Source organism: Vibrio parahaemolyticus, assembly GCF_900460535.1.
GTDB lineage: Bacteria > Pseudomonadota > Gammaproteobacteria > Enterobacterales > Vibrionaceae > Vibrio > Vibrio parahaemolyticus.
The window spans coordinates 2691854-2715208 of record NZ_UHIL01000001.1; the positions used below are offsets into that span (position 1 = coordinate 2691854).

At 45.7% G+C, this 23355-nt stretch carries 18 protein-coding genes; 8 read left to right on the plus strand and 10 right to left on the minus strand.

The features are described from left to right. Window positions 1-74: 74 nt before the first annotated feature. Window positions 75-1634, plus strand: coding sequence for a glycerol-3-phosphate dehydrogenase (gene glpD, locus DYB02_RS13820; protein WP_005456665.1), 1560 nt, complete (start codon window positions 75-77; stop codon window positions 1632-1634). A 278-nt stretch (window positions 1635-1912) separates the two neighbouring features. Continuing rightward, a complete protein-coding gene (locus DYB02_RS13825) occupies window positions 1913-2860 on the plus strand; it encodes a magnesium transporter CorA family protein (RefSeq protein ID WP_005494158.1) in 948 nt (315 codons plus the stop codon). 76 nt (window positions 2861-2936) lie between these two features. On the opposite strand, the gene DYB02_RS13830 is transcribed toward DYB02_RS13825, so the two are convergent. Then, the gene (locus DYB02_RS13830; RefSeq protein WP_025635277.1) at window positions 2937-4121 is read right to left on the minus strand and encodes an NnrS family protein; all 1185 of its coding nucleotides are present in this window, start codon (window positions 4119-4121) and stop codon (window positions 2937-2939) included. A gap of 185 nt (window positions 4122-4306) precedes the next feature. On the opposite strand from DYB02_RS13830, the gene DYB02_RS13835 reads away from it, so the two are divergent. After that, window positions 4307-4858, plus strand: coding sequence for a gamma-glutamylcyclotransferase family protein (locus DYB02_RS13835; RefSeq protein WP_025508445.1), 552 nt, complete (start codon window positions 4307-4309; stop codon window positions 4856-4858). 69 nt (window positions 4859-4927) lie between these two features. On the opposite strand, the gene DYB02_RS13840 is transcribed toward DYB02_RS13835, so the two are convergent. Continuing rightward, entirely contained in the window at window positions 4928-5260 is a 333-nt protein-coding gene (locus DYB02_RS13840; RefSeq protein ID WP_025534311.1) for a tRNA-binding protein, read from the minus strand. A gap of 176 nt (window positions 5261-5436) precedes the next feature. Here DYB02_RS13840 and DYB02_RS13845 point away from each other — a divergent pair, with 176 nt between their 5' ends. Continuing rightward, window positions 5437-6435, plus strand: a complete 999-nt coding sequence (locus tag DYB02_RS13845; protein ID WP_020835443.1) for a substrate-binding domain-containing protein — start codon at window positions 5437-5439, stop codon at window positions 6433-6435. A 15-nt stretch (window positions 6436-6450) separates the two neighbouring features. Here DYB02_RS13845 and DYB02_RS13850 read toward each other — a convergent pair whose 3' ends face one another. From DYB02_RS13850 to galE, 7 genes are all read right to left on the minus strand, one after another. Further along, on the minus strand, window positions 6451-7155 hold the full coding sequence (locus DYB02_RS13850; RefSeq protein WP_025441497.1) for a 3'-5' exonuclease: 705 nt from the start codon (window positions 7153-7155) through the stop codon (window positions 6451-6453). Between the two features lies 1 nt (window position 7156). After that, on the minus strand, window positions 7157-8998 hold the full coding sequence (locus DYB02_RS13855) for a DUF294 nucleotidyltransferase-like domain-containing protein (protein ID WP_029805653.1): 1842 nt from the start codon (window positions 8996-8998) through the stop codon (window positions 7157-7159). A 63-nt stretch (window positions 8999-9061) separates the two neighbouring features. After that, entirely contained in the window at window positions 9062-10747 is a 1686-nt protein-coding gene (locus DYB02_RS13860) for a sodium/sugar symporter (RefSeq protein ID WP_256595189.1), read from the minus strand. Between the two features lie 345 nt (window positions 10748-11092). Continuing rightward, window positions 11093-12157, minus strand: a complete 1065-nt coding sequence (galM, locus tag DYB02_RS13865) for a galactose-1-epimerase (protein WP_029803955.1) — start codon at window positions 12155-12157, stop codon at window positions 11093-11095. Window positions 12158-12166: 9 nt separating this feature from the next. Further along, complete coding sequence (gene galK / locus DYB02_RS13870) at window positions 12167-13327, minus strand: galactokinase (protein ID WP_029803957.1); 1161 nt, start codon at window positions 13325-13327, stop codon at window positions 12167-12169. Between the two features lie 109 nt (window positions 13328-13436). After that, window positions 13437-14489: a UDP-glucose--hexose-1-phosphate uridylyltransferase gene (locus DYB02_RS13875; RefSeq protein ID WP_029803959.1), complete on the minus strand. Its 1053-nt coding sequence runs from the start codon at window positions 14487-14489 to the stop codon at window positions 13437-13439. Window positions 14490-14571: 82 nt separating this feature from the next. Continuing rightward, entirely contained in the window at window positions 14572-15591 is a 1020-nt protein-coding gene (galE, locus tag DYB02_RS13880) for a UDP-glucose 4-epimerase GalE (protein ID WP_029803960.1), read from the minus strand. A gap of 379 nt (window positions 15592-15970) precedes the next feature. Here galE and ebgR point away from each other — a divergent pair, with 379 nt between their 5' ends. The 4 genes from ebgR to DYB02_RS13905 all read left to right on the plus strand — a co-directional run bounded on the left by ebgR (window position 15971) and on the right by DYB02_RS13905 (window position 22370). Continuing rightward, on the plus strand, window positions 15971-16957 hold the full coding sequence (ebgR, locus tag DYB02_RS13890; protein ID WP_005494135.1) for a transcriptional regulator EbgR: 987 nt from the start codon (window positions 15971-15973) through the stop codon (window positions 16955-16957). A 346-nt stretch (window positions 16958-17303) separates the two neighbouring features. Beyond that, window positions 17304-20402: a beta-galactosidase subunit alpha gene (gene ebgA, locus DYB02_RS13895; RefSeq protein WP_029803961.1), complete on the plus strand. Its 3099-nt coding sequence runs from the start codon at window positions 17304-17306 to the stop codon at window positions 20400-20402. 3 nt (window positions 20403-20405) lie between these two features. Next, window positions 20406-20858: a beta-galactosidase subunit beta gene (locus DYB02_RS13900; protein WP_020835434.1), complete on the plus strand. Its 453-nt coding sequence runs from the start codon at window positions 20406-20408 to the stop codon at window positions 20856-20858. 78 nt (window positions 20859-20936) lie between these two features. Further along, window positions 20937-22370, plus strand: coding sequence for an amino acid permease (locus tag DYB02_RS13905; RefSeq protein ID WP_005456559.1), 1434 nt, complete (start codon window positions 20937-20939; stop codon window positions 22368-22370). 48 nt (window positions 22371-22418) lie between these two features. Here the strand turns inward: DYB02_RS13905 and DYB02_RS13910 are convergent, their stop codons facing one another. After that, window positions 22419-23339, minus strand: coding sequence for a LysR family transcriptional regulator (locus DYB02_RS13910; protein ID WP_075110986.1), 921 nt, complete (start codon window positions 23337-23339; stop codon window positions 22419-22421). Window positions 23340-23355: the final 16 nt, after the last annotated feature.

The following is a 23355-nucleotide window of genomic DNA, read 5'->3' on the forward strand; positions in this document are numbered from 1 at the left end:
GATTACAAACGAAACCTGAGCTAGGATTAAATCATGTTCTAAAATGCTCGTTCGCTCACCAAGAGGTCAAATTCATGAGTATACAAAAAAATACTTCCACAACTAGCTCATCCACTCTTTTAGACTTGATCGTTATCGGTGGCGGCATTAACGGGGCTGGCATTGCAGCTGATGCAGCTGGCCGCGGTTTGAGTGTCGGTTTATATGAAGCTAACGATTTTGCATCAGCAACGTCTTCAGCAAGTTCTAAACTTATTCACGGTGGATTACGCTACCTTGAACACTACGAGTTTCGTTTGGTTTCGGAAGCGCTCGCAGAGCGTGAAGTGATTCTACGTAAAGCACCACACGTCGCTCTACCAATGCGTTTCCGTTTGCCTCATCGCCCATTCCTACGCCCAGCTTGGATGATCCGCTGTGGCCTGTTCCTTTACGATAACTTGGGCAAACGCACAACTCTACCAGGCAGTAAAACCGTCAACCTTGCAAAATCTGGCTTGCTAAAACCAGAAATGAAAACCGGTTTCGAATACTCAGACTGCTGGGTTGATGACGCTCGTTTAGTCTTGCTGAACGTTATGGCGGCTCGTGAAAACCACGCCGAAGTACGTAACTACTGTCGCGTTGAAAAAGCGCACCGTGAAAACGGCGTATGGCATGTGACTATCCATGATGTAACGACAGACCAACGCTTCGAGCGCAAAGCGAAAGCTCTGGTTAACGCTGCTGGTCCATGGGTGAAACAGTTCTTTGATGAAGGATTGGAGCAAACCTCCCCTCGCAACATTCGTTTGATCAAAGGCTCGCACATCGTTGTTCCTCGTATCCACAACGAACCGCAAGCCTACATTCTTCAAAACAAAGATAACCGCATCGTATTTATGATTCCTTATCTAGATAAGTTCTCAATCATCGGTACGACAGATGTGGAATACAAAGGTGACCCACGTGAAGTGGCGATCTCGGATGACGAAGTTGATTACCTCATCGACATCGTGAACCAACACTTTGTCCACCAGCTTACTCGTGAAGACGTGGTTTGGACTTACAGTGGTGTACGTCCTCTGTGTGATGATGAGTCTGACTCACCGCAAGCGATCACACGAGACTACACGCTAGAGCTCGATGCAGAGTACGACCAAGCACCATTGTTGTCAGTATTCGGTGGCAAGCTAACGACTTACCGTAAACTCGGTGAAGCGGCGATGAAGAAACTGGAACCGTACCTACCTCAAATGGGCGGTAACTGGACAGCAAATCAAACGCTACCAGGTGGTAACTTTAGCTGCACCCGTGAACAGTTAGCGAAACAAATTCACGCGAAATACTCATGGGCACCGCAAGCGCTGATTCTGCGCTATGTGACTCAGTTTGGTACGCAAACGTGGGATTTGATGGAAGGCGCATCCAGTGAAGCCGATCTTGGCCAAGCGTTCTCAGAGCAAGCAGGCGGCGTATACCAACGCGAGATCGATTACTTGATGAATCATGAAATGGCGCTAACCGACGAAGACATTTTATGGCGTCGTACTAAACTTGGCCTTTACATGAACGACGAAGAAAAACAGGCACTTGCCGACTACCTGAAAGAAAAGTTGCAACAAAAAGTGGTCAACCTTTCTCAGGTTAGCTAAAAAGCTCCTCCCCCTCACCTATGACAAAGCCTGCCTCGTTGCAGGCTTTTTGTTTCCCCTTGTTACGGTGCGGTTCTTATTGCTTCATTTGCTTACCAATAAGAACAATTATTCATAGACATTTGGCGTAAAATGCAATCATACTCATTTGAATAATTATCCCCCATGACTTCAATGTGAAGGAGTGAGAACGTTACGGCGTGTAGTGCGCTCAGTCATTCTCGCTAAGTTAAGCATCTGGAGATTATTGGGGTATAGGCTCATACAAGGAAAAGAAAATGGGTTTTATGATTGAACATTGGGATTTCTCAACCCCAATGGCGACTCAAGAAACAACAGCGGCGGAACACATTCAACCGAATCATTGGTACCACTGTGAAAGGCTTCATCCCGATATTCGTGGCTGGCTAGAGGACAATCACGTACCACGTGCGACGGTCGATCATCTGTTAGCCGACGAGAGCCGACCATCTTTCCATCCTTTGGATGACGATAACTTCATGCTGATCTTACGAGGCATCAACATGAACGAGAATGCGTCGCCGGAAGACATGCTCAGTATCCGTATTCTCTATTTTCAGGGCGCACTGATCTCGACTCGTAAGATCCCATCACGTGCAATCATGGAAATTCGCCAAGCATTAGCAGAGCACAAAGGGCCGAAAAGCCTGGCGAGCTTACTGAATCAAATCATCGAAGGGCTGAACGGCAAAATCGACTTGTATCTCGACACCATCGAAGAAACGTTAAACGAGTTTGACGTCAATGATGAGTCAACGTACAACCACATTGCGGCACAAAAGGCGCTTATTTCCATCAAACGTTTTATTCGCCCTCAGCAATATGCGATTCGTGATTTGATCGAGTCAGAGTCAGAATTGGTAACATCAAGACCTCACCAATATCGCTTCGCGCATAACAACATTACTCGCATCAACGAAACGATTGAATTTTACCTTGGCGAAGTAGCGCTTTTCCAAGACGAAATCAAACACAACCGAGACGAGAAGACCAATAAAAACAGTTACCTGTTTACTTTAGTTGCCACCATTTTCTTACCAACCAGCTTCCTAACAGGACTACTTGGTATCAACATTGGTGGCATGCCGGGCGTAGAATCCTCCATGGCGTTCACTTGGTTCTGCATCGCTTTGATTGTGATCTTTGGCCTAGAGTGGTTGCTGTTCAAACGCTTAGGGTTCACGAACAAAACGGATGATGAATAAGCGATAAAACCGTAAAGCGCAGAAACCAAAAGAGGAGCGACACGCTCCTCTTTTTTATCACTCAAGTCTAAACGCTTTATCCCGGATGACCATCCACACGAGGGGTCACGAGCATCATACCAAAGTGCCACACAAACAGCCCAAACGCGACAATCCACAATCCGCCGCTGATATCAATCCACAGCATCATGTTCGCTGGGTCAAAGATCACGGCGAAACTGCGAACCAAAGCAGCCGCGGTAATCGCCGCAAACGCAAGGCCCATGTTTGGCCCTTTGTAGATCATGCGACCGGTGTGCCCCATCGTCACGCGCGCGATCATCGCCAAAATCAAACCGCCTAACGCACCTATCGCAAACAGGTGAATGAGGTTATGGCTGGCAAATGCATCTCCCCAAGCGCTTCGCAAAATTAAGCTTAGTGGCAAACACAAATACGCTGCATGCAGCGACCACACTAAAGGCTCGCTGAGGGTTAACCAAGGTTTCCAGCGAACAAAACGCACCAACTGAGCAACACCTGCAAACAGCATCAACGGATTGCCTAGTTCTGCAAACGTCACGGGGAAAAAGCTCAGCACAAATAGCATTACCAACGGCAAGTTCGCGAACCAATCTAACCACGGCAGTGGTTGTGCTTTTTCGAAATTAAATCGACGAGCAGTAAAAAATGGAATCACACGTCCACCCATCACCGACAATAACAACGTAAACCACCACAACATCGCCTGCCACACAGCAGAAGAAGTAAACGGCGGCATGCCTTTTATCGTCGCGTAGCTTGCAAAGTTCGCAAAGATGGCCAAAAGGAACAGAGGCACAAAAAATAAATTACGCCACCCTTTGGCTCGATAAACACGAATGCCTACCTCATAGGCAACAAACAGTAAAAATACCGCTTCAATGCTGCTGGTTAACCACAAGGGTACTGGCGTCCAAAGCAATATTCTAGGTGCTAACCACAAGCCAAATATGACCAAAAGCGTGTAATGCTTGGTGCCATTAATACCCGTCCAGTTTTGTACAGCAGTCAATACAAAACCAACCACAATCGCCATCGAAAAACCAAATAACATTTCATGCACGTGCCACCACAATGCCGGTACAGCTAATGCGTTTGGCTGTCCGGTTTGGAACATCCACACCCACAACGCAATCGCAACAATGGCGTAAATCGACCCAAACAGAAAAAACGGCCGAAAGCCTAATCGCAGCCATGCGGGGATTTTTTCTTCCACTTTTTTATCGGTGATGTTCAGCATTATCTTGCCCTCAAGCGTCTCTCGATGCTGGTTAACTCAACTACGATGTTGATGCTACCATAAACATGCATAAAAAATACATGTTAAAAATAAGATTATACTTAAGGGGTAAAGTTTGAGCTTCATGGGCTGGTTAGGTATAAACAGTCCAAGACACAAAAAATGAGTTAAGGGATGCAACGAAGATGTACATATTTGGCTATGGCAGTTTAATCAATTCCGCGTCGCGCAAGTTAACAGGACAAACGGGAGAGGCCATTCCCGTCATTGCTCATGGACTGGTTCGCTACTGGGGAAAGATTGATGACAGCTACACTCTGTCTCCACTGGTTGTGAACCAAGGCAATGGACAGGTCAATGGCGTTTTACTCGAAGTGAATGAAGAAGCTCTCGCAGAATTCGATCGCCGTGAACGTGGCTATCATCGTATTCAAATTCAGCCAGATCAAATCGAAACGGACGCGAACTTTAACCAAGGACATGAGATTTGGGTTTACGTAAAAGACGAGCCACTACCACCGTGCGCAAACAGCCCAATCATGCAAAGCTATGTTGATACCGTGCTAGCAGGTTGCTTGGAGGTATCCCATGCATTTGCGGAGCATTTTGTGCGTCACACCATTGGCTGGCACCACGCGAAAGAAAATGACCGCCACCAACCCAAATACGGCAACCTTGCAGGCGTGCAAGAGCACCATTACGAGTTGATTGATAATCTGATTGCCCAAAATTCGTAGCTCAATCCCATCTATAAAAACAGCTCTAAACTAAGAGCTGTTTTCACAATAGAGCGACCAATGAACTGATTAAACAATTCTCACCCCGGTCGGCATCGCTCTTTCTGGCGTTAGTAACACACTTTCGGATTCATCATCCGTTTCTGCGCATAACAACATACATTCTGAGGTTTCGCCGCGCATTTTGACTTTGGCAAGATTACACAACACGACCACTTGTTTGCCCATCAACTCTTCCTCGGTGTAATAAGGCACTAAGCTGGTTACGGTTTGCAGTGTTTTTTCACCAATATCAATTTGCACAATATACAGCTTGTCTGCATTGTGATGACGAGCCACTTCAATGATTTTTCCGGTACGAATTTCCAGTTTGGCAAAATCAGAGTAAGCGATAGTTTCCATAATTAAAACCCCAGTAAAGTTTTACTAAAAAGATAACGTTTACACTATCAGTAAGCTTAATAAATACAAGTGGTAAAGATCTCATTTCCGAAAGCAAATCTTCTATCAAATTGCACTTATTACACAATGGGTGTTTAATACTTTCAGTCAAAATTTTTAGCCACTAAAGGTTCTATATGGCAACGATCAAGGATGTCGCGAAAGAAGCAGGTGTTTCGGTCGCAACGGTTTCTCGCGTGATCAACAAGTCCCCAAAAGCCAGTCAATCATCGGTAGAGTCGGTCACCAAAGCAATGAGCAAATTGGGTTACAGACCCAATGCCGCAGCTCGCGCACTGGTGAGTCAAAGCACAAATACCATGGGTGTGTTGGTGAGTGATGTGTCCGATCCTTTCTTCGGCACGCTGGTCAAATCCGTCGATAATGTCGCGCGCGAAAATGGCAAACATATCTTGATTGGCAACGGTTACCATAATCCAGAAGATGAGCGTCAAGCCCTAGAATTACTGATCAACAGCCGTTGCGATGCAATAGTCATCCACTCGAAAGGCTTATCTGATGAGGAGCTAATTGGCTACGCCCAAGAAGTGAAAGGTATGGTGCTTATCAATCGTCATATCCCAGAACTGGCCGAACGTTGTATTTCCCTTGATAACCGTAAAGGAGCATTCCTCGCGACAGAATATTTAATTCGTCACGGGCATCGCAAAATCGCTTGTATTGCCTCATCCCACGATATCGAAGATACCGATGAGCGATTGCAAGGTTACCAAGCCGCATTGAAAGAACATGGTATTGAGCTCTCCAAAAGCTACATCGAATACGGTGAACCCAACAGTGATGGTGGCGAAGTTGCGATGACCAACCTGTTAACCAAATCTTTGGAGATTACTGGAGTGGTGGCCTACAACGACTACATGGCCGCTGGCGCACTCGCAGCGTTAGATCAAAATGGCATTGACGTACCAAGTAAGGTTTCTATGGTCGGGTTCGATGATGGCTTGATCGCCCGCTTTGTTCACCCTAGCTTGACTACTATTCGCTACCCAATCGAGATGATGGCAGAACGCGCCGCCCGTTTGGCTTTGGCGCTGTCTCGTGACGAAAAAGTTGAAGATGAAACCATTATTTTTAGCCCAACGTTAGTACGAAGAAATTCTGTTGAGCGTTGTTGATACATGCGTAAAATGTTAGCGCGAAGCATTCACTAAAACATGTAATGGCGCAGATGAAAGGCCAAACAAGCAATTAATCTGTGCTAGATATAGTTCGGCAGTCGCTATCGCATCATTTAGTGCGTTATGGGCTTGATATGTTGGTAGGTTGAGTTCCTTTCGAATTGAACTTAACCGCCAGTCAGACCGAGTAGGTCTCAGTTGGGTGCGATATTGCTCGATTTTTAATGTATCTAACCATATTAATGGCAACTTCAAATTCTGGTACTTCATCTTGATGTATTGCTCTAAAAACCTCTGCTCCATAATGCAGCCATGTGCAACAAGAATTTTACCAGCAATTACATCCAGCAACTGAGTGAAAGCAGCTTGTTCTGAAATCCCCGATATATGCAACGTTTCAGGCCTAATATGGTGAACTTTGACTGACTCATGACAAATATCAATTGCATGATTAATGAAGACATGACGTGCACTATTTAGACGAATATTGCTGTTTCGAATTTCGACCCATCCAATACTGATTACTCTATCTACTTCAGGATTAAATCCTGTCGTTTCAAAGTCCAAGACTAACGTGTCTAACTCTCTAGCATCCGATAAAGCGCCAGGTAAAGGCGTATTTCCTATAGAGTTAAATACATCTGGCAAGCTAGATTTTTCTAGTTCTCTGCGCACGTGTTCTAGATGTTCAATTGACTGGAATGAGTAGCCAAACATACTAAGAGCCAAATTTCATTTTTAACGTGTCTTGATAACCGCGTATTATGCGAAAAGCATCTTTGAGGTGTTGTCTTTCAAAGCTGCCAAAATGCTCAGGAAATATAGCATTCGTTACTGGCTTTCCACCTTGTAAGCATTGCAGATGATGTGAGTAACGTAATTGCGTTACATAACGATAAGTCCCTATCAAGTCTTGATGTGAAGTGCTATTAATCAATCCTGTATCATACGCAAAATCGAATCTTTCTTCCGTTGACAACATTCCTCCGCCTTTATGAAGAGCATAAATTCTAGCGATATCGACCAACAGACCAATCGCAGACTTTTTAATATTCAGCGATTTTTCGTTGTGACCATTATTTTCTAACACTAAGTTATTGAATATCCCTAGTGGTGGACGGTGTGATATTAAATTTCTAACTAAGGCTGCGATTAAATGAGGGTTATTTTTGGTACACCGCTCGCGTTCCCTATTTAGTTCATCAAATAGTGACCTATCCCCGGAAATAAAGCGCACTTCAAGAAAGACATTAAGATTTAGTAACATATTGTATTCTGGATTGTTTGCCCATTTTCTGTAGAGCTGCTTCCAGATGAATAATGGCTGATTCCACTTTGGTGTAGCCGCCATAAAACGCCCATTACACAAAGGATACCCGCATTCCGCTAATCCTTTACATATATACATAGCAAAATGTCGAAAATAAATTCGGTCACTTTCTGTTGCTGAGTCATCAAGTACTAAAGCGTTATCTTGATCAGAACCTAAGTGAACCTCTCCTCTCGCATGCGAACCCGCCGCTAGCCAAGCATAATTACAAGGAGGTAAACCCACGTTTCTTTCTGCTAATTTAATCAATCGACAGGTAAAGGCATCATAAATCATCATTAAAACTTGCCCAATTACATTGGCTGGCAAATGCGATTCTATCATCGCCTCAAATACTGCCTGACGTTCTTTTACTAACAATGAAAGCGATTCTAAACTATTACACTTACTGATTTTTTCAATCAAAAAAACAGCCTGGATGCCATGCCTCTGAACTAACTCTTGAGGGCTAATCAAACCTAAAACCTGTTTATTTTTGTCAAGAACAGGGATATTACGAATATTGTGTTTCATCATCAGATTGAGCGCAGAAATAACGGGCTCATTTTGGTCAACACTCTGAGGATGGGCGTTCATAATATCCTCAACAGGTCTATAGATATTAAACGCCTCAGCAACCACTCTACTTGTCATGTCAGTCTCGGTAACCACTCCAACCAATGCATTGTCATTGGTAACCAAGGCACAAGTGCAGCCTTTTTTACTCATGATTTGTGCCACTTGCTGGATACTTTGGTTTGTATGCACCACCACAACATTATGATTGGCTAAATCTTTAGCCCTTTTAAAAAACAGGCTTTTTTCTACTTGTGAATACTGTGCATTAATACTTGAAGTGAGACGTTGACTTGCACGGATTGCAACCTGGTTAACAACATTTTCAAAATTCGAAACTTCTTTTAGTAAAAACGCATAATTAATTTTATATATTAAACAATTTTCAATGGTTTTTACTTTATATTTATCCTGTTCTAAATTAAATCCAAATACATCATTTTCGCCTAATCTAGCTCTTAATTCACCATTAGGAAATCTCTGTTCGATAACTCCAGCTCGAATAATATATAAATTTTTTCCTTCAGGCATAACTAAGGAGACACTCTCTCCCTTTCCCCAATAAACAATATCTGTGTTCGTAGCGATAGCATCAAGAACATGGTCAGGAAGTAAATGAAATGGCTCTATCGTTTTAAAAAAAGAAACGACATTTGGCAGCAAGGTTGAATCCATATGACACTCTTTTAATTAGAAAAACTCCGCTCAAAAAAGAGCGGAGTATAATAAAGAATGGTTTTACCAGAACAATGTATATAACACTGCCAAAACAATCATTATGCCGTAAGCAGCGATATTAAAGCTTCGATCTGTTACAAACATCGATGATGTAACACTAATACCTTTAGGATCATCATCATTAATTGATGTGCTCAAACTTGTAAATGCGATAACAACCATTGTAAACAATAATGTGTATAGCATTTGATCCATAAATGGCATGGAAAGTGGCATAAATTTCAAGAACAAGGCAAATGGTATTGATGCTACTACACCAATAATAGCCCCTTTACTGGTTGTTTTCTTCCAGAATAAGCCAAGTAAGAATACAGCCAAAATGCCAGGACTAACTAAACCTGTATATTCTTGGATGTATTGGAATGCTTGGCCAATACCACCTAACATTGGGGCAATTAGGCAAGCAATAATTAGTGCCACCACAGCTGCAGTACGCCCAATATTCACCAACTTGTGGTCACCTGAGTCAGGAGAGATATACTCTTTGTAAATATCCATAGTGAAGATAGTGGCTGTTGAGTTAAGCATTGATGCTAGTGAAGAAACAATTGCAGCAGCAAGAGCTGCAAAAACAACACCTTTAACGCCAACAGGCAAGAACTGAGTTAGCCAAGGGTATGCTTTATCCGCATTAGCAGCACTTGGAAGGTTTGTTGCTGCAATATCACCAAGGCTTGCCATTAGTTGTGGGTCAGAAGTAATAACGTAAGCGGCAATACCTGGCAATACCACGAGAAACGGAACGATAAGTTTCAAGAACGCTGCAAAAACAATACCTTTCTGAGCTTCCGATACTGATTTTGCAGCAAGCGTTCTTTGAATAATGTACTGGTTAAAGCCCCAGTAATATAAGTTTGCTACCCAAAGACCACCAATTAATACGGCAATACCAGGAAGGTTCATGTATTGTGGATTACTTTGATCCAAGATCATCTCAAAGTGGCCTGGAGCGGCATCGACCATTTTAGACAACCCAGCGAACCAACCGTCCGTACCACCAATAAAACTCACTGCCATGTAGGTAGTCATAAAACCACCCAAAACTAAGAAGAACACTTGGATGACATCGGTCCATACTACTGCCGATAAACCACCGTAAATTGAGTACACCAACGCAAACAGCGCAAGACCTAGAATTGAGTACATCAACGGAATACCCAAAATGGTTTCGAGAGCCAAACCACCTAAATACAGTACTGAAGTTAGGTTTACAAAAATGTACAAGGAAATCCAAAAAACGGCCAAAATTGTTTTTAGTTTTTTATTGAAGCGTTTTTCAACAAATTCAGGAATGGTATAGATTCCTTTTTCAATGAAAATAGGTAGAAAGTACTTACCAACAATAATCAATGTTATTGCCGACATCCATTCATAAGATGCGATAGCCAAGCCGATTGAATAGCCTGAACCAGACATTCCTATAAATTGTTCCGCAGAAATATTTGCAGCAATTAGCGAAGCACCGACAGCCCACCAAGGCAAAGATTTTCCCGCCAAGAAATAGTCTTCCGTACTTTTCTGAGTGCCTTTTTTATCACGAGATACCCAAAGTCCGACCCCAATGATAATTGCGACATAAATGGCGAAGACCATTATGTCGATAAAGCTTAGACCATGTTCTATATTCGACATCAGTTTCATCCTGTAGTTTTGTTTACGCCGCAAAGTGTAAACGTTACCACTCAAATGAAATGTAACTCAAATCACACATATTGATACATATTACGCTAAAAACCTTATAACGAGCTAAAGATCACAAATATTAAGAGAAGTGTCATTTAATTAAAACTCTCTAAAATCAACAAAAATGTAAACGATAACAATAAAGGTAAAACGAAGAGTAATAAGTAGGAAATTACGGGGATCATCCACCGTACAGTATTGTGTCGAAAGTGAGGTAAGTGATTTAAACTTCCTAGTAAAAATACATATCAAAAACAAAAAAGGTGGGCATGTAGCCCACCATAACACCCAAAGTCGTTGGAGTTGCAGCATCGCTGCCGCTGCAAGTTCAAAGGGTAGAAGTGCTATCTAAAATTCAAACTGATAAGTAGTTTGATGCTGATAGCAATCCCCAGAGCTCAACACCCCATTGTTGAGTCCCCATTCTGGTTTGTTTGGCCCGTCTGGAAAGTACTGCGTTTCCAACGCAAGGCCGTCATAGCGTTCGCAAGTTTTACTTGCACCGGGCGTACCGGCTAAGAAATTACCTGAATAAAACTGGATGGCAGGCTTGGTGGTTTTCACCTTCATCACCACATCTTCTTTTGGTGCAATTAAAACCGCAGCGACAGATACGCCATCGGTCACTTCAGGCGTGAATACAAAGGCATGATCGTAGCCACCTGCGATTTTCTGATCTTGCTCTGCAAGAAATTCTTGGCCAATCGATTTTGGCTCGGTAAAGTCGAAACTGGTACCCGAAACTGGCTTTTGTTCACCGGAAGGAATTAACCCCGCATCTGTTGGCAAGTAATACCCAGCGTTAAGCTGTAAAGTATGATCCAAACTTTTTGCGCGGCTCGCCTCACCAGCCAAGTTAAAGTAGGCGTGATTGGTTAAATTCACTGGAGATGTTTTGTCGGTCTTAGCATCATAGGCGATAGCTAGTTCATTCTCGTCAGTGAGCGTGTACGTCACCTTCACATCGAGATTTCCCGGATAGCCTTGGTCACCGTCCGGGGAGCGAAGTGAAAAAGTGACCTGTTGATCATTTTGCTCTTCAACCTTCCAGCGGCGTTTATCAAACCCTTCTAGGCCACCGTGCAGTGAGTTTTCACCGTTATTGATACCAAGTTGATACTTCTCTCCGTCTATCTCAAACTGCCCCTTCGCAATTCGGTTAGCAAAGCGGCCAACAATGGAACCGAAGTAAGCGTCTTGCTTCATGTGTTCAGCCATATTTGGTGAGCGCAACAACACTTCACGGTTTTCACCATTTACCGGTAATGTGCAACTCAACCACGTCGCACCGATATCCATAAACGACGCCGTCATACCATTCGCGTTGGTCAAATGAATCAGATTCGCAGTTTGGCCATCAAACGACGGCGTTTGCGCCATCGCTTGTTCTAGTTGTTGAAAATAGGCTTTCATCATCATTCCTTACAGCACTTCAACCAAACCCGCACCATTTTTGGCTTGGCAAACATAAATCGACTCTTTTAAGCACGTAGCCGCTTGGTACTTCGCTTCAACTGCCGCTTTCACGTCATCAACCAGTGCTGGCGGTACAAGTGCCACGATGCAACCACCAAAGCCACCGCCAGTCATGCGCACGCCGCCTTGATCGCCGATCACCTCTTTGACTATCTCCACCAGCGTATCGATTTCTTTTACCGTAATTTCGAAATCATCGCGCATCGAGGCATGAGACTCGGCCATCAGCTCGCCCATACGCTTCATGTCGTGTGCTCGCAGCGCTTGCGCCGCTTCCACAGTACGATCGTTTTCTGTGATGACATGACGGGCACGCTTGGCCACCATTTCATCCAGCTCAGCAACTTTCTCGTTGAACTGCTCAATTGTCACATCACGCAGCGCTTTCACACCGAAAATACGCGCCGCTTCTTCACATTGCTGACGACGAGTGTTGTATTCGCTGTCGACTAAACCACGTTTTTTATTCGAGTTTATGATCACGACTGCCATGTCTTCTGGCATAGAGACTGCTTCAGTTTCAAGGCTACGGCAATCTAATAGCATCGCATGATTTTCACGCCCTTCCGCTGAAATCATTTGATCCATGATGCCGCAGTTGCAACCGACGAATTCGTTCTCAGCTTGCTGACCGTTTAACGCAATTTCGGCTTGGCTGATCTCAAGATTGAACAGCACTTTGAACGTCTGGCCAATCACCACTTCCAACGCCGCCGATGAGCTCAAACCCGCGCCTTGAGGTACGTTGCCGCTGACTGAAATATCCGCCCCAGTAAACTGGTAGCCGCGCGCCAGAAGACACTTCACCACGCCGCGAATGTAGTTCGCCCACATTTTGTCTTGCTCGAAGGTAATGGCTTGCGTGATATCGAATTCGTCCACTGCGTTACCGTAATCGACCGACACCACACGCACGATATTGTCTTCACGCTTTGCCGCCGCCACGACCGTTTGGTAGTTAATGGCACACGGTAGGACAAAACCATCGTTGTAATCGGTGTGCTCACCAATCAAGTTCACACGACCAGGCGCTTGAATAATATGGCTAGGTGCGTAGCCCAACACTTGCTCAAATGACGCTTTCACATTTTGGATAAGTTCAGACATAGGGACGTTCTCTTAAAATAGTAATTTGTGTGGGATAGCGCGTTGAGCCTAACTTTCTATCTGTAAAGTCGCGCTATCCCGTTATTCGTAATCAGTCCAATTTAAAGACTTAGCATTCTTTGTAGTGGACATCACTCACATCACGCAGACGTTGCGCCGCTTGCTCTGCGGTAAGGTCACGTTGGCTTTCTGCCAGCATTTCGTAGCCCACCATGAACTTACGAACCGTGGCACTGCGCAGCAGTGGCGGATAAAAAAGTGCATGAAGCTGCCAATGGTCGATGTCTGTGCCCTGCTCAAAAAACGGCGCGTAGTGCCAGCCCATCGAGTAAGGGAAAGAGCATTGGAATAAATTATCGTAACGGCTGGTCAGCTTCTTAATCGCTAGCGCTAAATCGTCTCGTTGCTCATCGCTGAGTTCGCTCATGCGACGAATGTGCGTTTTCGGCAACAACATGGTTTCGAACGGCCAAGCAGCCCAGTAAGGCACCACCGCCAGCCAGTGTTCGGTTTCCACCACGATGCGTGAGCCGTCTTTGAGTTCCGCTTGTACGTAATCCACCAGCAAGTTGCTGCCGTGTTCTTGGTAGTAGACTTTTAGGTTGTGCTCTTTACGCTCGATTTCATTTGGTAAGAAGCTGTTCGCCCAGATTTGACCGTGCGGATGAGGCTGAGAACAGCCCATGGTTTCGCCTTTGTTTTCGAACGCCTGAACCCAAACGTACTCTTTGCCGAGCTCTTCAATTTGCTCATTCCATGTATCAATCACGCCGCGAATTTTATCCACTGGTAGTTCCGGTAAGGTTTTGCTGTGATCTGGCGAGAAGCAAATCACTCGGCTCAAACCACGCACACCTTGCGTTTTGAATAGCGGGTTGTTTGACTCCGGTGCATCTGGTGAATCCACCATCAGCGCAGCAAAATCGTTATTGAACACATAGGTGCCTTGGTAGTCTGGATTAACATCGCCAGAGATACGTTCGTTGGTTGGACAAAGGAAACATTTACCGTCATAGCTTGGTAGCTCATCCAATGCGGGCTTTTCATCTGCGCCGCTCCAAGGGCGTTTAGCACGGTGAGGTGAAACCAAAATCCATTGCCCAGTCAGAGGGTTGTAACGGCGGTGTGGATGATCCACTGGGTTAAATTCGACATTCGACATGTTACTTACTCAACTCTTTAAAATTCTTCAAACTCAGCTTCCCAAAACCGTGAGAAGCGCAGATGGCAACGCGCGACTACAATTACTCCGGGGAATAGCCACTAGGGTTATTTGACTGCCAGTTCCACGTATCAGCGGTCATTTCAGCCACCGTGCGTATTGCTTTCCAGCCTAGTTCACGCTCAGCTTTTTCCGTGCTTGCCCAACATTCAGCAATATCCCCAGGACGACGCGGGCATAACTCGTAAGGCACTGGTTTACCGCAAGCGGTCGCGAACGCATCCACCATCTCAAGTACGCTCGATCCTTTACCTGTACCTAAGTTGTAAATGTGCAAACCCGATTTCTCACCCACCGATTTCAAAGCCGCAATATGGCCATCGGCCAGATCCATCACATGGATGTAATCGCGCACGCCAGTGCCATCAGGTGTTGGGTAATCGCTACCGAATACCGCGAGTTTTTCTCGGCGGCCAACAGCGACTTGGGCGATAAATGGCATCAGGTTATTGGGAATGCCTTGTGGGTCTTCCCCCATGCAGCCCGATGGGTGCGCGCCAACTGGGTTGAAGTAACGCAGTAAGGTGATGCTCCAGTCGTTTTCAGCATGGAACAGATCGCTTAAGCATTGCTCCACCATATATTTGCTGCGTCCGTATGGGTTGGTGGTTGCGCCTGTTGGTGAATCTTCCGTAATCGGCACTATTTCTGGGTCACCGTAAACCGTTGCCGATGAACTGAATACGATGCTTTTCACGCCCGCTTTACGCATGCTGCGCGCTAACACCAATGAGCCATTGACGTTGTTGTCGTAGTACTCAAGTGGTTTTGCCACCGATTCGCCAACCGCTTTGAGGCCAGCAAAGTGGATCACGGCTTGGATGTCGTGCTGCGCGAATACCGTATCCAAAAAGGCTTCGTCACGGATGTCACCTTGGTGGAACGCAGGCTGTTTGCCAGTCAGCGCTTCAATACGGTTTAACACGTCCAGTTTGGCGTTACACAAGTTGTCGACGATGATAGGTTCCATTCCCGCTTCAATCATCTGAACGCAAGTGTGACTACCGATGTATCCCATACCGCCTGTGACAAGAACTTTCACTTTTGCTTCTCCACGTTTGCTGCTTTCTGTTCATACCTCACTCTGATGCGCTAAAAGCCAATCGCCATTGCATCGAATCGGTACGCCCATTTCTTAACTGGCTAAAAGTCTAGCAACCAATCTCGATCCAGATCCGTGATCGAATTCAAATTGTGTAAACGTTTCCACAAAATTACACAAAAGCTTTATTTTAGATGCTAACTTTAGTTAAATTAAACCAAGAAGATGATGAGCTGTGAAGATGAGTCGAGCAGATACCGCTCTCTTTCGTGGATCGCACGATTTTACTAAAAGTTTGTGCATCCCTAAGTAGCTGTTTACAATAGCCAGATTATTGAGTTCTCACTTGGACTGTGAGCAATGCCAACGGGAAATGTACATGGCAACACTAAAAGATATCGCCACTGAAGCGGGCGTCTCACTTGCAACCGTATCGAGAGTTTTGAATGACGATCCGACGTTGAGCGTTAAAGAAGAAACCAAACGCCGCATTTTAGAAATCGCAGAAAAGCTGGAGTACCGCACCAGCAGCTCGAAGAAAGCCACCAAAGAAGCCAAGCAAAAACATCACTTTTTGGCCTTGTACAATTACAAACAAGAAGCAGAAGTGAATGACCCGTACTACTTGTCGATTCGTCATGGGATTGAAACTCAGTGCGACAAACTCGGCATTACGCTAACCAATTGCTACAACAGCGAAATTGATGTTGAAACGCAAAAGATTACGGGTGTCCTTTTAGTCGGGAAAGTCGACCAAAAGGTGGTCAATAAGTTACCTAAACGCCTAGCCGATAGCATCTGTTACATCGACTTTTCAGATCCAACTAGCCCTTACGATTGCGTTGATATCGACCTTGTAAGAATCAGCAAGCAAGTGGTTGATTTCTTTGTACAACAAGGCTACGAACGCATCGGCTTTATTGGTGGACAAGACGAGCCCAACACCGCAGACATTCGTGAAAATGCGTTTGTGGACTACGGCAGTCTAAAAGGTGTGGTTTCTGAAGACGACATTTATCGTGGCGATTTCTCTAGCTTGTCCGGTTATGACTTAGCGAAAGAGATGCTGGCCAAAGGCGATTTCCCAAAAGCGATGTTCATTGCTTCGGACTCCATTGCGATTGGTGTGTTACGAGCAGTGCATGAGTTTGGTTTAAACATTCCTGATGATATTGCGCTGATCAGCGTGAACGACATTCCTACCGCGCGCTTTACCTTCCCTCCTCTATCTACCGTTCGTATTCATTCTGAAATGATGGGGATTCAAGGCGTGAACTTGTTAGTAGAAAAATACCGTGACGGACGCGCACTGCCCCTTCAAGTGTACGTTCCAAGCAAGCTCAAGCTACGCGGCACAACTCGATAAAAACACCCTCAAAACTGCTCAAATAAAGCACTGAATTTTCAGTGCTTTTTATTTCTTCTTTTATTTTCTACCGAATTTTTACTGTTTTTACTTTCCAAAACAATCTAGAACGCATTCCTTTACTCTGATCACATCTTGCTCAATATTGGTCATTTAAAACGTGACCAAGTTAAAGTAAAACGTTTTCACTGATTTATTTTAGTAAAACTTTTACTAATATCTTTCTCAGATTATTCATAAGCATTTTTCACAATACATCGGCCGTTGTTTTTGCACTGATGTTGAGCCGCGATGAAACCAATCCGCACTCCAACATAAGCGCACCAAGCCGAGGGGAGATCAAAACGTGAACAATTGGGAAAACTTCCAACACTTACACGAGAATCGTATGGCACCGCGTGCGTACTTTTTCTCCTACGACTCTGTTCAGAGCGCACAAACCTTTCAACGTGAACTAAGTCGCCGCTTTATGTTGCTCAGCGGCCAATGGGCATTTCGTTATTTCACCAACCCAATGTTGGTGCCTGATGAGTTTTACTCACAAACAATGAACGACTGGGGACACATTACTGTCCCAAACATGTGGCAAATGGAAGGCCACGGCGATCTGCAATACACCGATGAAGGCTTCCCATTCCCGATCGACGTCCCGTTTGTACCAACCGACAACCCAACGGGCGCTTATCAACGCACATTTGCACTTGGTCCACAGTGGGATAACCAACAAACCATCATCAAGTTCGATGGCGTGGAAACCTACTTTGAAGTGTACGTAAACGGCGAGTACGTCGGCTTTAGTAAAGGCAGCCGACTCACAGCGGAATTCGACATTTCCAAGTTCGTCCAACAAGGCGAAAACTTACTCTCTGTACGCGTAATGCAGTGGGCCGATTCCACTTACATTGAAGACCAAGACATGTGGTGGACGGCGGGGATATTCCGTGATGTTTACCTAATCGGAAAAGAGAACATTCACGTCCAAGACCTAACAATTCGCACCGATTTCGCCGACGATTACCAAAGTGCGACGCTCAGTGCTCAAATCGAATTGGAAAACCTTTCCACCGCTATCACGTCTGGCTACACGCTGGAATACGCGCTGCATGACAAAGGCACTGTCGTAGCCAGTGGTCAATGCGATTCACTGACTATCCAAAAACACCACTCAACAAGCTTTGCGATTGATATGGTGAATCCAACGCATTGGACAGCTGAAAATCCTTACCTTTACCACTTGTTCATCACCTTAAAAGATCACCAAGGCAACGTAGTGGAAGTGATCCCACAACGCGTGGGTTTCCGTGACATCAAAGTGCGCGATGGCCTGTTTTACATCAACAATCAATACGTGATGCTGCATGGTGTAAACCGTCATGACAACGACCACCTAAAAGGTCGCGCAGTGGGCATGGACCGCGTGGAAAAAGATCTGATTTTGATGAAGCAACACAACATCAACTCAGTTCGCACCGCGCACTACCCGAACGACCCACGCTTCTACGATCTGTGTGATATTTACGGCCTGTTTGTGATGGCAGAAACCGATGTGGAAACCCACGGCTTTGCCAACGTTGGCGACCTGAGCCGCATCACCAATGATCCTGCTTGGGAAGCGGTGTTTGTTGATCGCGCAGTGCGCCATGTTCATGCGCAAAAGAACCACCCTTCTATCATCATGTGGTCACTCGGTAACGAATCAGGTTATGGCTGTAACATCCGTGCGATGTATGCAGCGACCAAAGCAATTGATGACACCCGTTTGGTTCACTACGAAGAAGACCGCGATGCTGAAGTGGTCGATGTGATTTCGACGATGTACTCACGCGCTCAACTGATGAATTACTTTGGCGAACACCCATACGAGAAGCCACGCATTATCTGCGAATACGCACACGCGATGGGGAACGGGCCGGGTGGTCTGACGGAATACCAAAACGTGTTCTATGCACACGACCACATTCAAGGTCACTACGTTTGGGAATGGTGTGATCACGGCATTCTAGCGCGTGATGAACACGGTCAAGAGTTCTACAAATACGGCGGCGATTACGGCGACTACCCAAACAACTACAACTTCTGCATGGATGGTCTGATTTACCCAGATCAAACCCCGGGCCCTGGCCTGAAAGAATACAAACAAGTCATTGCACCGGTGAAAATCCGCGCCGTTGAAGGTTGCCATGACCGCTTTATCGTTGAGAACAAATTGTGGTTCACCAACCTCGATGATTACACCATTACTGCTGACGTGCGTGCCGAAGGTGAAACCCTGCGTAGCGTGCAATTCAAAGTCGAAGCTTTGGTCGCCAACAGCGAACGTGAAGTGACCATCGACTTGCCAGAATTGGATGAGCGCGAAGCCTTTGTTAACTTCACCGTACGCAAAGACAGTCGCACGCTTTACAGCGAAGCCAACCATGAAATTGCGGTGTATCAGTTCCAACTGAAAAACAACTCCGCGACGTTGCCTGCGCTGGTCAACCACAATATTCAACCCTTGGTGCTTGAAGAAAGCCGCCTAGAGCACGTGATCACAGGTCATAACTTTGCGCTTACTTTCTCCAAAGTAAACGGCAAACTGACCTCATGGCGCGTAAATGGCGAAGAGATCATTCAATCTGAGCCAAGACTGAACTTCTTCAAACCGATGATTGATAACCACAAACAAGAGTATGAAGGTTTGTGGCACCCAGCGCATCTGCAAATCATGCAGGAGCACTTCCGCACACTTGCTGTGGAAGCAACAGATGATTCCGTCTTGATTACGACCACCAGCATCATTGCGCCGCCGGTCTTTGATTTTGGCATGCGTTGTACCTATCGCTATCAAATCAATGCTCAAGGCCATTTGAACGTGGAACTGAGTGGCGAGCGCTACGGCGACTACCCTCACGTGATTCCGGTCATCGGCTTGGATTTGGGCATCAACGGCAGCTTTGATCAAGTGAGTTACTACGGTCGCGGCCCAGAAGAAAACTACCAAGACAGTCGCCAAGCTAACCTCATTGATGTTTACCACAGCACCGTAGAAGACATGTTCGAGAACTACCCGTTCCCGCAAAACAACGGCAACCGCCAACACGTGCGCTGGGCCTCACTCACCAACCGTCATGGCACAGGGTTATTGGTGAAACCTCAGCAAGAAATCAACTTCAGCGCGTGGTTCTACACCAACCAAAATCTGCATGAAGCGCAACATACGATCGAGCTAGAAAAGAGTGGCTACATCACCCTTAACCTTGACCATCAAGTGATGGGGTTAGGCTCGAACTCATGGGGCAGCGAAGTGCTCGACTCTTACCGCGTGTACATGGACGAGTTCCGTTACGGTTTGACGCTGATGCCACTGCAAGCAGGCGATTGCAACGCACAAGTGATGGCAAACCATGATTTCGACAACGCGTTTTTCACTCAAACCAATACTCAATCAGTCAACGAGGCTTAACCCATGATCGTGTTAGACAGCTTAGAGCAATTCAAACAGGTATATCGCAACGGTCGTAAATGGAACCGCTGTGTGGAAGCCATTGGCAACATCGGCAACATCAAAGATGGCGTGATGCACTCGATTGGCGATTCACTGGTTTACATGGTTGAAGATGGCATCGCGAAACAAACCGAAACGTTCATCGGTAACCGTCGTTACTTCGATGTGCATTACTACCTCGAAGGCCGAGAAACCGTTGAGTTCGCGGATAAAACCGCTTTGACACTAGAACAAGCTTATCGTGATGAAACCGACCGCGAATTTTTTTCTGGTCAGGGTGAAACACGTGAGCTTTGCGAAGGCCAAGTGGCGATTTTTGAAAACAGTGAAGCGTACCGCTTCCATGGAGACAACCGCGTAAGAAAAGTGGTGCTCAAAGTGACCATCGAAGATGGCTACTTCCTAAATAAATAAAACAAGAGAAGGGCTGTGGTCACAGCATTACAAGCCCTTCCTCCCTACAATTCCAACGTGATTCACCGGAGATAGAACATGTCTGAATCCAAACGTAATACGATAGGCAAATTCGGGTTGTTGTCCCTCACCTTTGCTGCAGTATTTAGCTTTAATAACGTAATCAATAACAACATCGAGATCGGTCTAGCGTCTGCGCCAATGTTCTTTCTGGCGACCATTTTTTATTTCATCCCTTTCTGTTTGATCATCGCAGAATTCGTATCTCTGAATAAAGATTCTGAAGCGGGGGTCTACGCATGGGTAAAAAGCTCACTTGGCGGTCGCTGGGCGTTTATCTCTGCCTACACTTACTGGTTCGTTAACCTATTCTTCTTCACGTCCTTGCTGCCGCGTGTTATCGCTTATGCGTCTTACGCGTTCTTGGGCTATGAATACATTCTGACGCCATTCACCACTACCGTGCTCAGTATGATTTTGTTTGCGTTTGCGACCTACGTATCGACAAACGGCGCGAAAATGTTGGGGCCAATTACGTCGGTGACCTCCTCCCTCATGCTGCTACTGACAATGTCGTACATTTTACTGGCTGGCGCTGCGTTGATCGGCGGCGTAGAACCGGCTGATCCAATTACTGTAGAAGCGATGATCCCTGATTTCAGCTGGGCATTTTTAGGCATTACTACATGGATCTTTATGGCGGCAGGCGGTGCGGAATCGGTCGCGGTTTACGTAAACGATGTGAAAGGCGGCTCGAAATCGTTCGTTAAAGTCATCATCATCGCAGGTATCTTTATCGGTGTGCTTTACTCAGTCGCGTCTGTTTTGATTAACGTGTTTGTTCCTAGCGAAACCCTAAAATACACGGGCGGCTCGGTTCAAGTATTTGAAGGTTTGGCTGCGTACTTTGGTTTGCCAGAAATATTGATGAACCGCTTCGTAGGCTTGGTATCCTTCACCGCTATGTTTGGCTCTCTACTGATGTGGACAGCAACGCCAGTGAAAATCTTCTTCTCTGAGATTCCAGAAGGCATTTTTGGTAAGAAAACCGTAGAGCTGAACGAAAACGGCGTGCCAGCTCGCGCAGCTTGGTATCAGTTCCTTATCGTTATCCCATTGATGATCATCCCAACATTAGGTTCTAACACCGCTCAAGATCTGATGAACACCGTAATCAACATGACGGCAGCCGCCTCGATGCTGCCACCACTGTTCATCATGTTGGCATACCTGAATCTGCGCTTGAAACTGGATCACGTCGAGCGTGATTTCAAAATGGGCTCACGCAAAATGGGCATCGCTACCGTATCGGTACTGATCGCTATCTTTACGGTTGGTTTCTTAGCATCGACCTTCCCTACTGGGGCCGACATCATGACCATCATTTTCTACAACGTTGGCGGTATCGTGATTTTCCTTGGCTTTGCTTGGTGGAAGTACAGCCAATACGAAAAATCATTGAATCAGGAAGAGCGTATAAAAGAAGCCGCGCCTGCTTCGCAAGCGGTATAACACAGACTCTCAATGACAAACATTCTGGGCACCCTTTGGTGCCCTTTTTTATATGTGAGAGGTAATGGTCGAAGAAACCAGCTCGCGTAGCCAAATGCCTTTGTCTTCATTGTTTCGGCTGGAATGCCACAGCATGGCAATATCAAAATCCGCAACGGCGATCGGCGGCTTAACAGTAATGAGATCGTCCGAAAAGCCCTCCGCCAACGCCATTTTTTCTGGCACGATGGCAATGAGATCGCGCTTTTTCAATAAATGCCGAATAGTGAGAAAGTTGCGCGACGCCACGGTGACTTTACGGCTCAAGCCATGTTCTGCGAGCTTTTGGTCTACTTGTGTCTTTAAGCTCCCATCGGGACTTACCAGAGCTTGCTCTATGTTCGCGAACGCTTCCAGAGACAGCTGTGTTTCCCCTTTCAATACCTGTTTATCACACATACACACGTGTTTTTCCGTGTACAAGTACAAGCTCTCAAAGTTGTCATCCAACACTGGCATGCTGCCAATAATGACATCGAGCTTTTCGTGCTCAGTTAATGCCACGTAGTTGCTACGATTGACGTTAATAAAACTGATCTGGGCCTCTGGTGCGCGCTGGCGTATTTCGTCATAAAGCCGAGGAGCAAAAATAAACTCGGCATAATCCGTTAACCCAATGCGACATACACCCGCGTAATTTTCAGGTTGGAAGGCTGACTTAGTGAGCAAGTCTTTGGCGATAGAGTCCAGCAAATGATGCACGGTAGGCGCGATGTGGTGAGCGTGCTCGGTGGGCTCCATCTTGTGTCCTTTTCGCTCAAAAAGCGGGTCGTCAAACAACAACCTTAAACGAGACAAACTATGACTCATCGCCGACTGGCTAACGTAATTTTTCTCTGCCGCGACGCTAACGCTTCGATGTCGATACAAGTAGGAAAACGTCACCAATAAGTTCAAGTCAATGTTGCGCCACTGAATGTCCTCTTTCACCTCAACACCTTCATCC

What these genes read in the sequence shown, in the direction of transcription:
- galK (WP_029803957.1), bottom strand. Translation starts at nt 13,327, where the DNA reads ATGTCTGAACTTATCCAAAATGTGAAAGCGTCATTTGAGCAAGTGTTG.
- DYB02_RS13830 (WP_025635277.1), bottom strand. Translation starts at nt 4,121, where the DNA reads ATGCTGAACATCACCGATAAAAAAGTGGAAGAAAAAATCCCCGCATGG.
- DYB02_RS13855 (WP_029805653.1), bottom strand. Translation starts at nt 8,998, where the DNA reads ATGGATTCAACCTTGCTGCCAAATGTCGTTTCTTTTTTTAAAACGATA.
- DYB02_RS13845 (WP_020835443.1), top strand. Translation starts at nt 5,437, where the DNA reads ATGGCAACGATCAAGGATGTCGCGAAAGAAGCAGGTGTTTCGGTCGCA.
- DYB02_RS13840 (WP_025534311.1), bottom strand. Translation starts at nt 5,260, where the DNA reads ATGGAAACTATCGCTTACTCTGATTTTGCCAAACTGGAAATTCGTACC.
- galM (WP_029803955.1), bottom strand. Translation starts at nt 12,157, where the DNA reads ATGAAAGCCTATTTTCAACAACTAGAACAAGCGATGGCGCAAACGCCG.
- DYB02_RS13850 (WP_025441497.1), bottom strand. Translation starts at nt 7,155, where the DNA reads ATGTTTGGCTACTCATTCCAGTCAATTGAACATCTAGAACACGTGCGC.
- DYB02_RS13835 (WP_025508445.1), top strand. Translation starts at nt 4,307, where the DNA reads ATGTACATATTTGGCTATGGCAGTTTAATCAATTCCGCGTCGCGCAAG.
- ebgR (WP_005494135.1), top strand. Translation starts at nt 15,971, where the DNA reads ATGGCAACACTAAAAGATATCGCCACTGAAGCGGGCGTCTCACTTGCA.
- DYB02_RS13875 (WP_029803959.1), bottom strand. Translation starts at nt 14,489, where the DNA reads ATGTCGAATGTCGAATTTAACCCAGTGGATCATCCACACCGCCGTTAC.
- DYB02_RS13825 (WP_005494158.1), top strand. Translation starts at nt 1,913, where the DNA reads ATGGGTTTTATGATTGAACATTGGGATTTCTCAACCCCAATGGCGACT.
- DYB02_RS13905 (WP_005456559.1), top strand. Translation starts at nt 20,937, where the DNA reads ATGTCTGAATCCAAACGTAATACGATAGGCAAATTCGGGTTGTTGTCC.
- DYB02_RS13900 (WP_020835434.1), top strand. Translation starts at nt 20,406, where the DNA reads ATGATCGTGTTAGACAGCTTAGAGCAATTCAAACAGGTATATCGCAAC.
- glpD (WP_005456665.1), top strand. Translation starts at nt 75, where the DNA reads ATGAGTATACAAAAAAATACTTCCACAACTAGCTCATCCACTCTTTTA.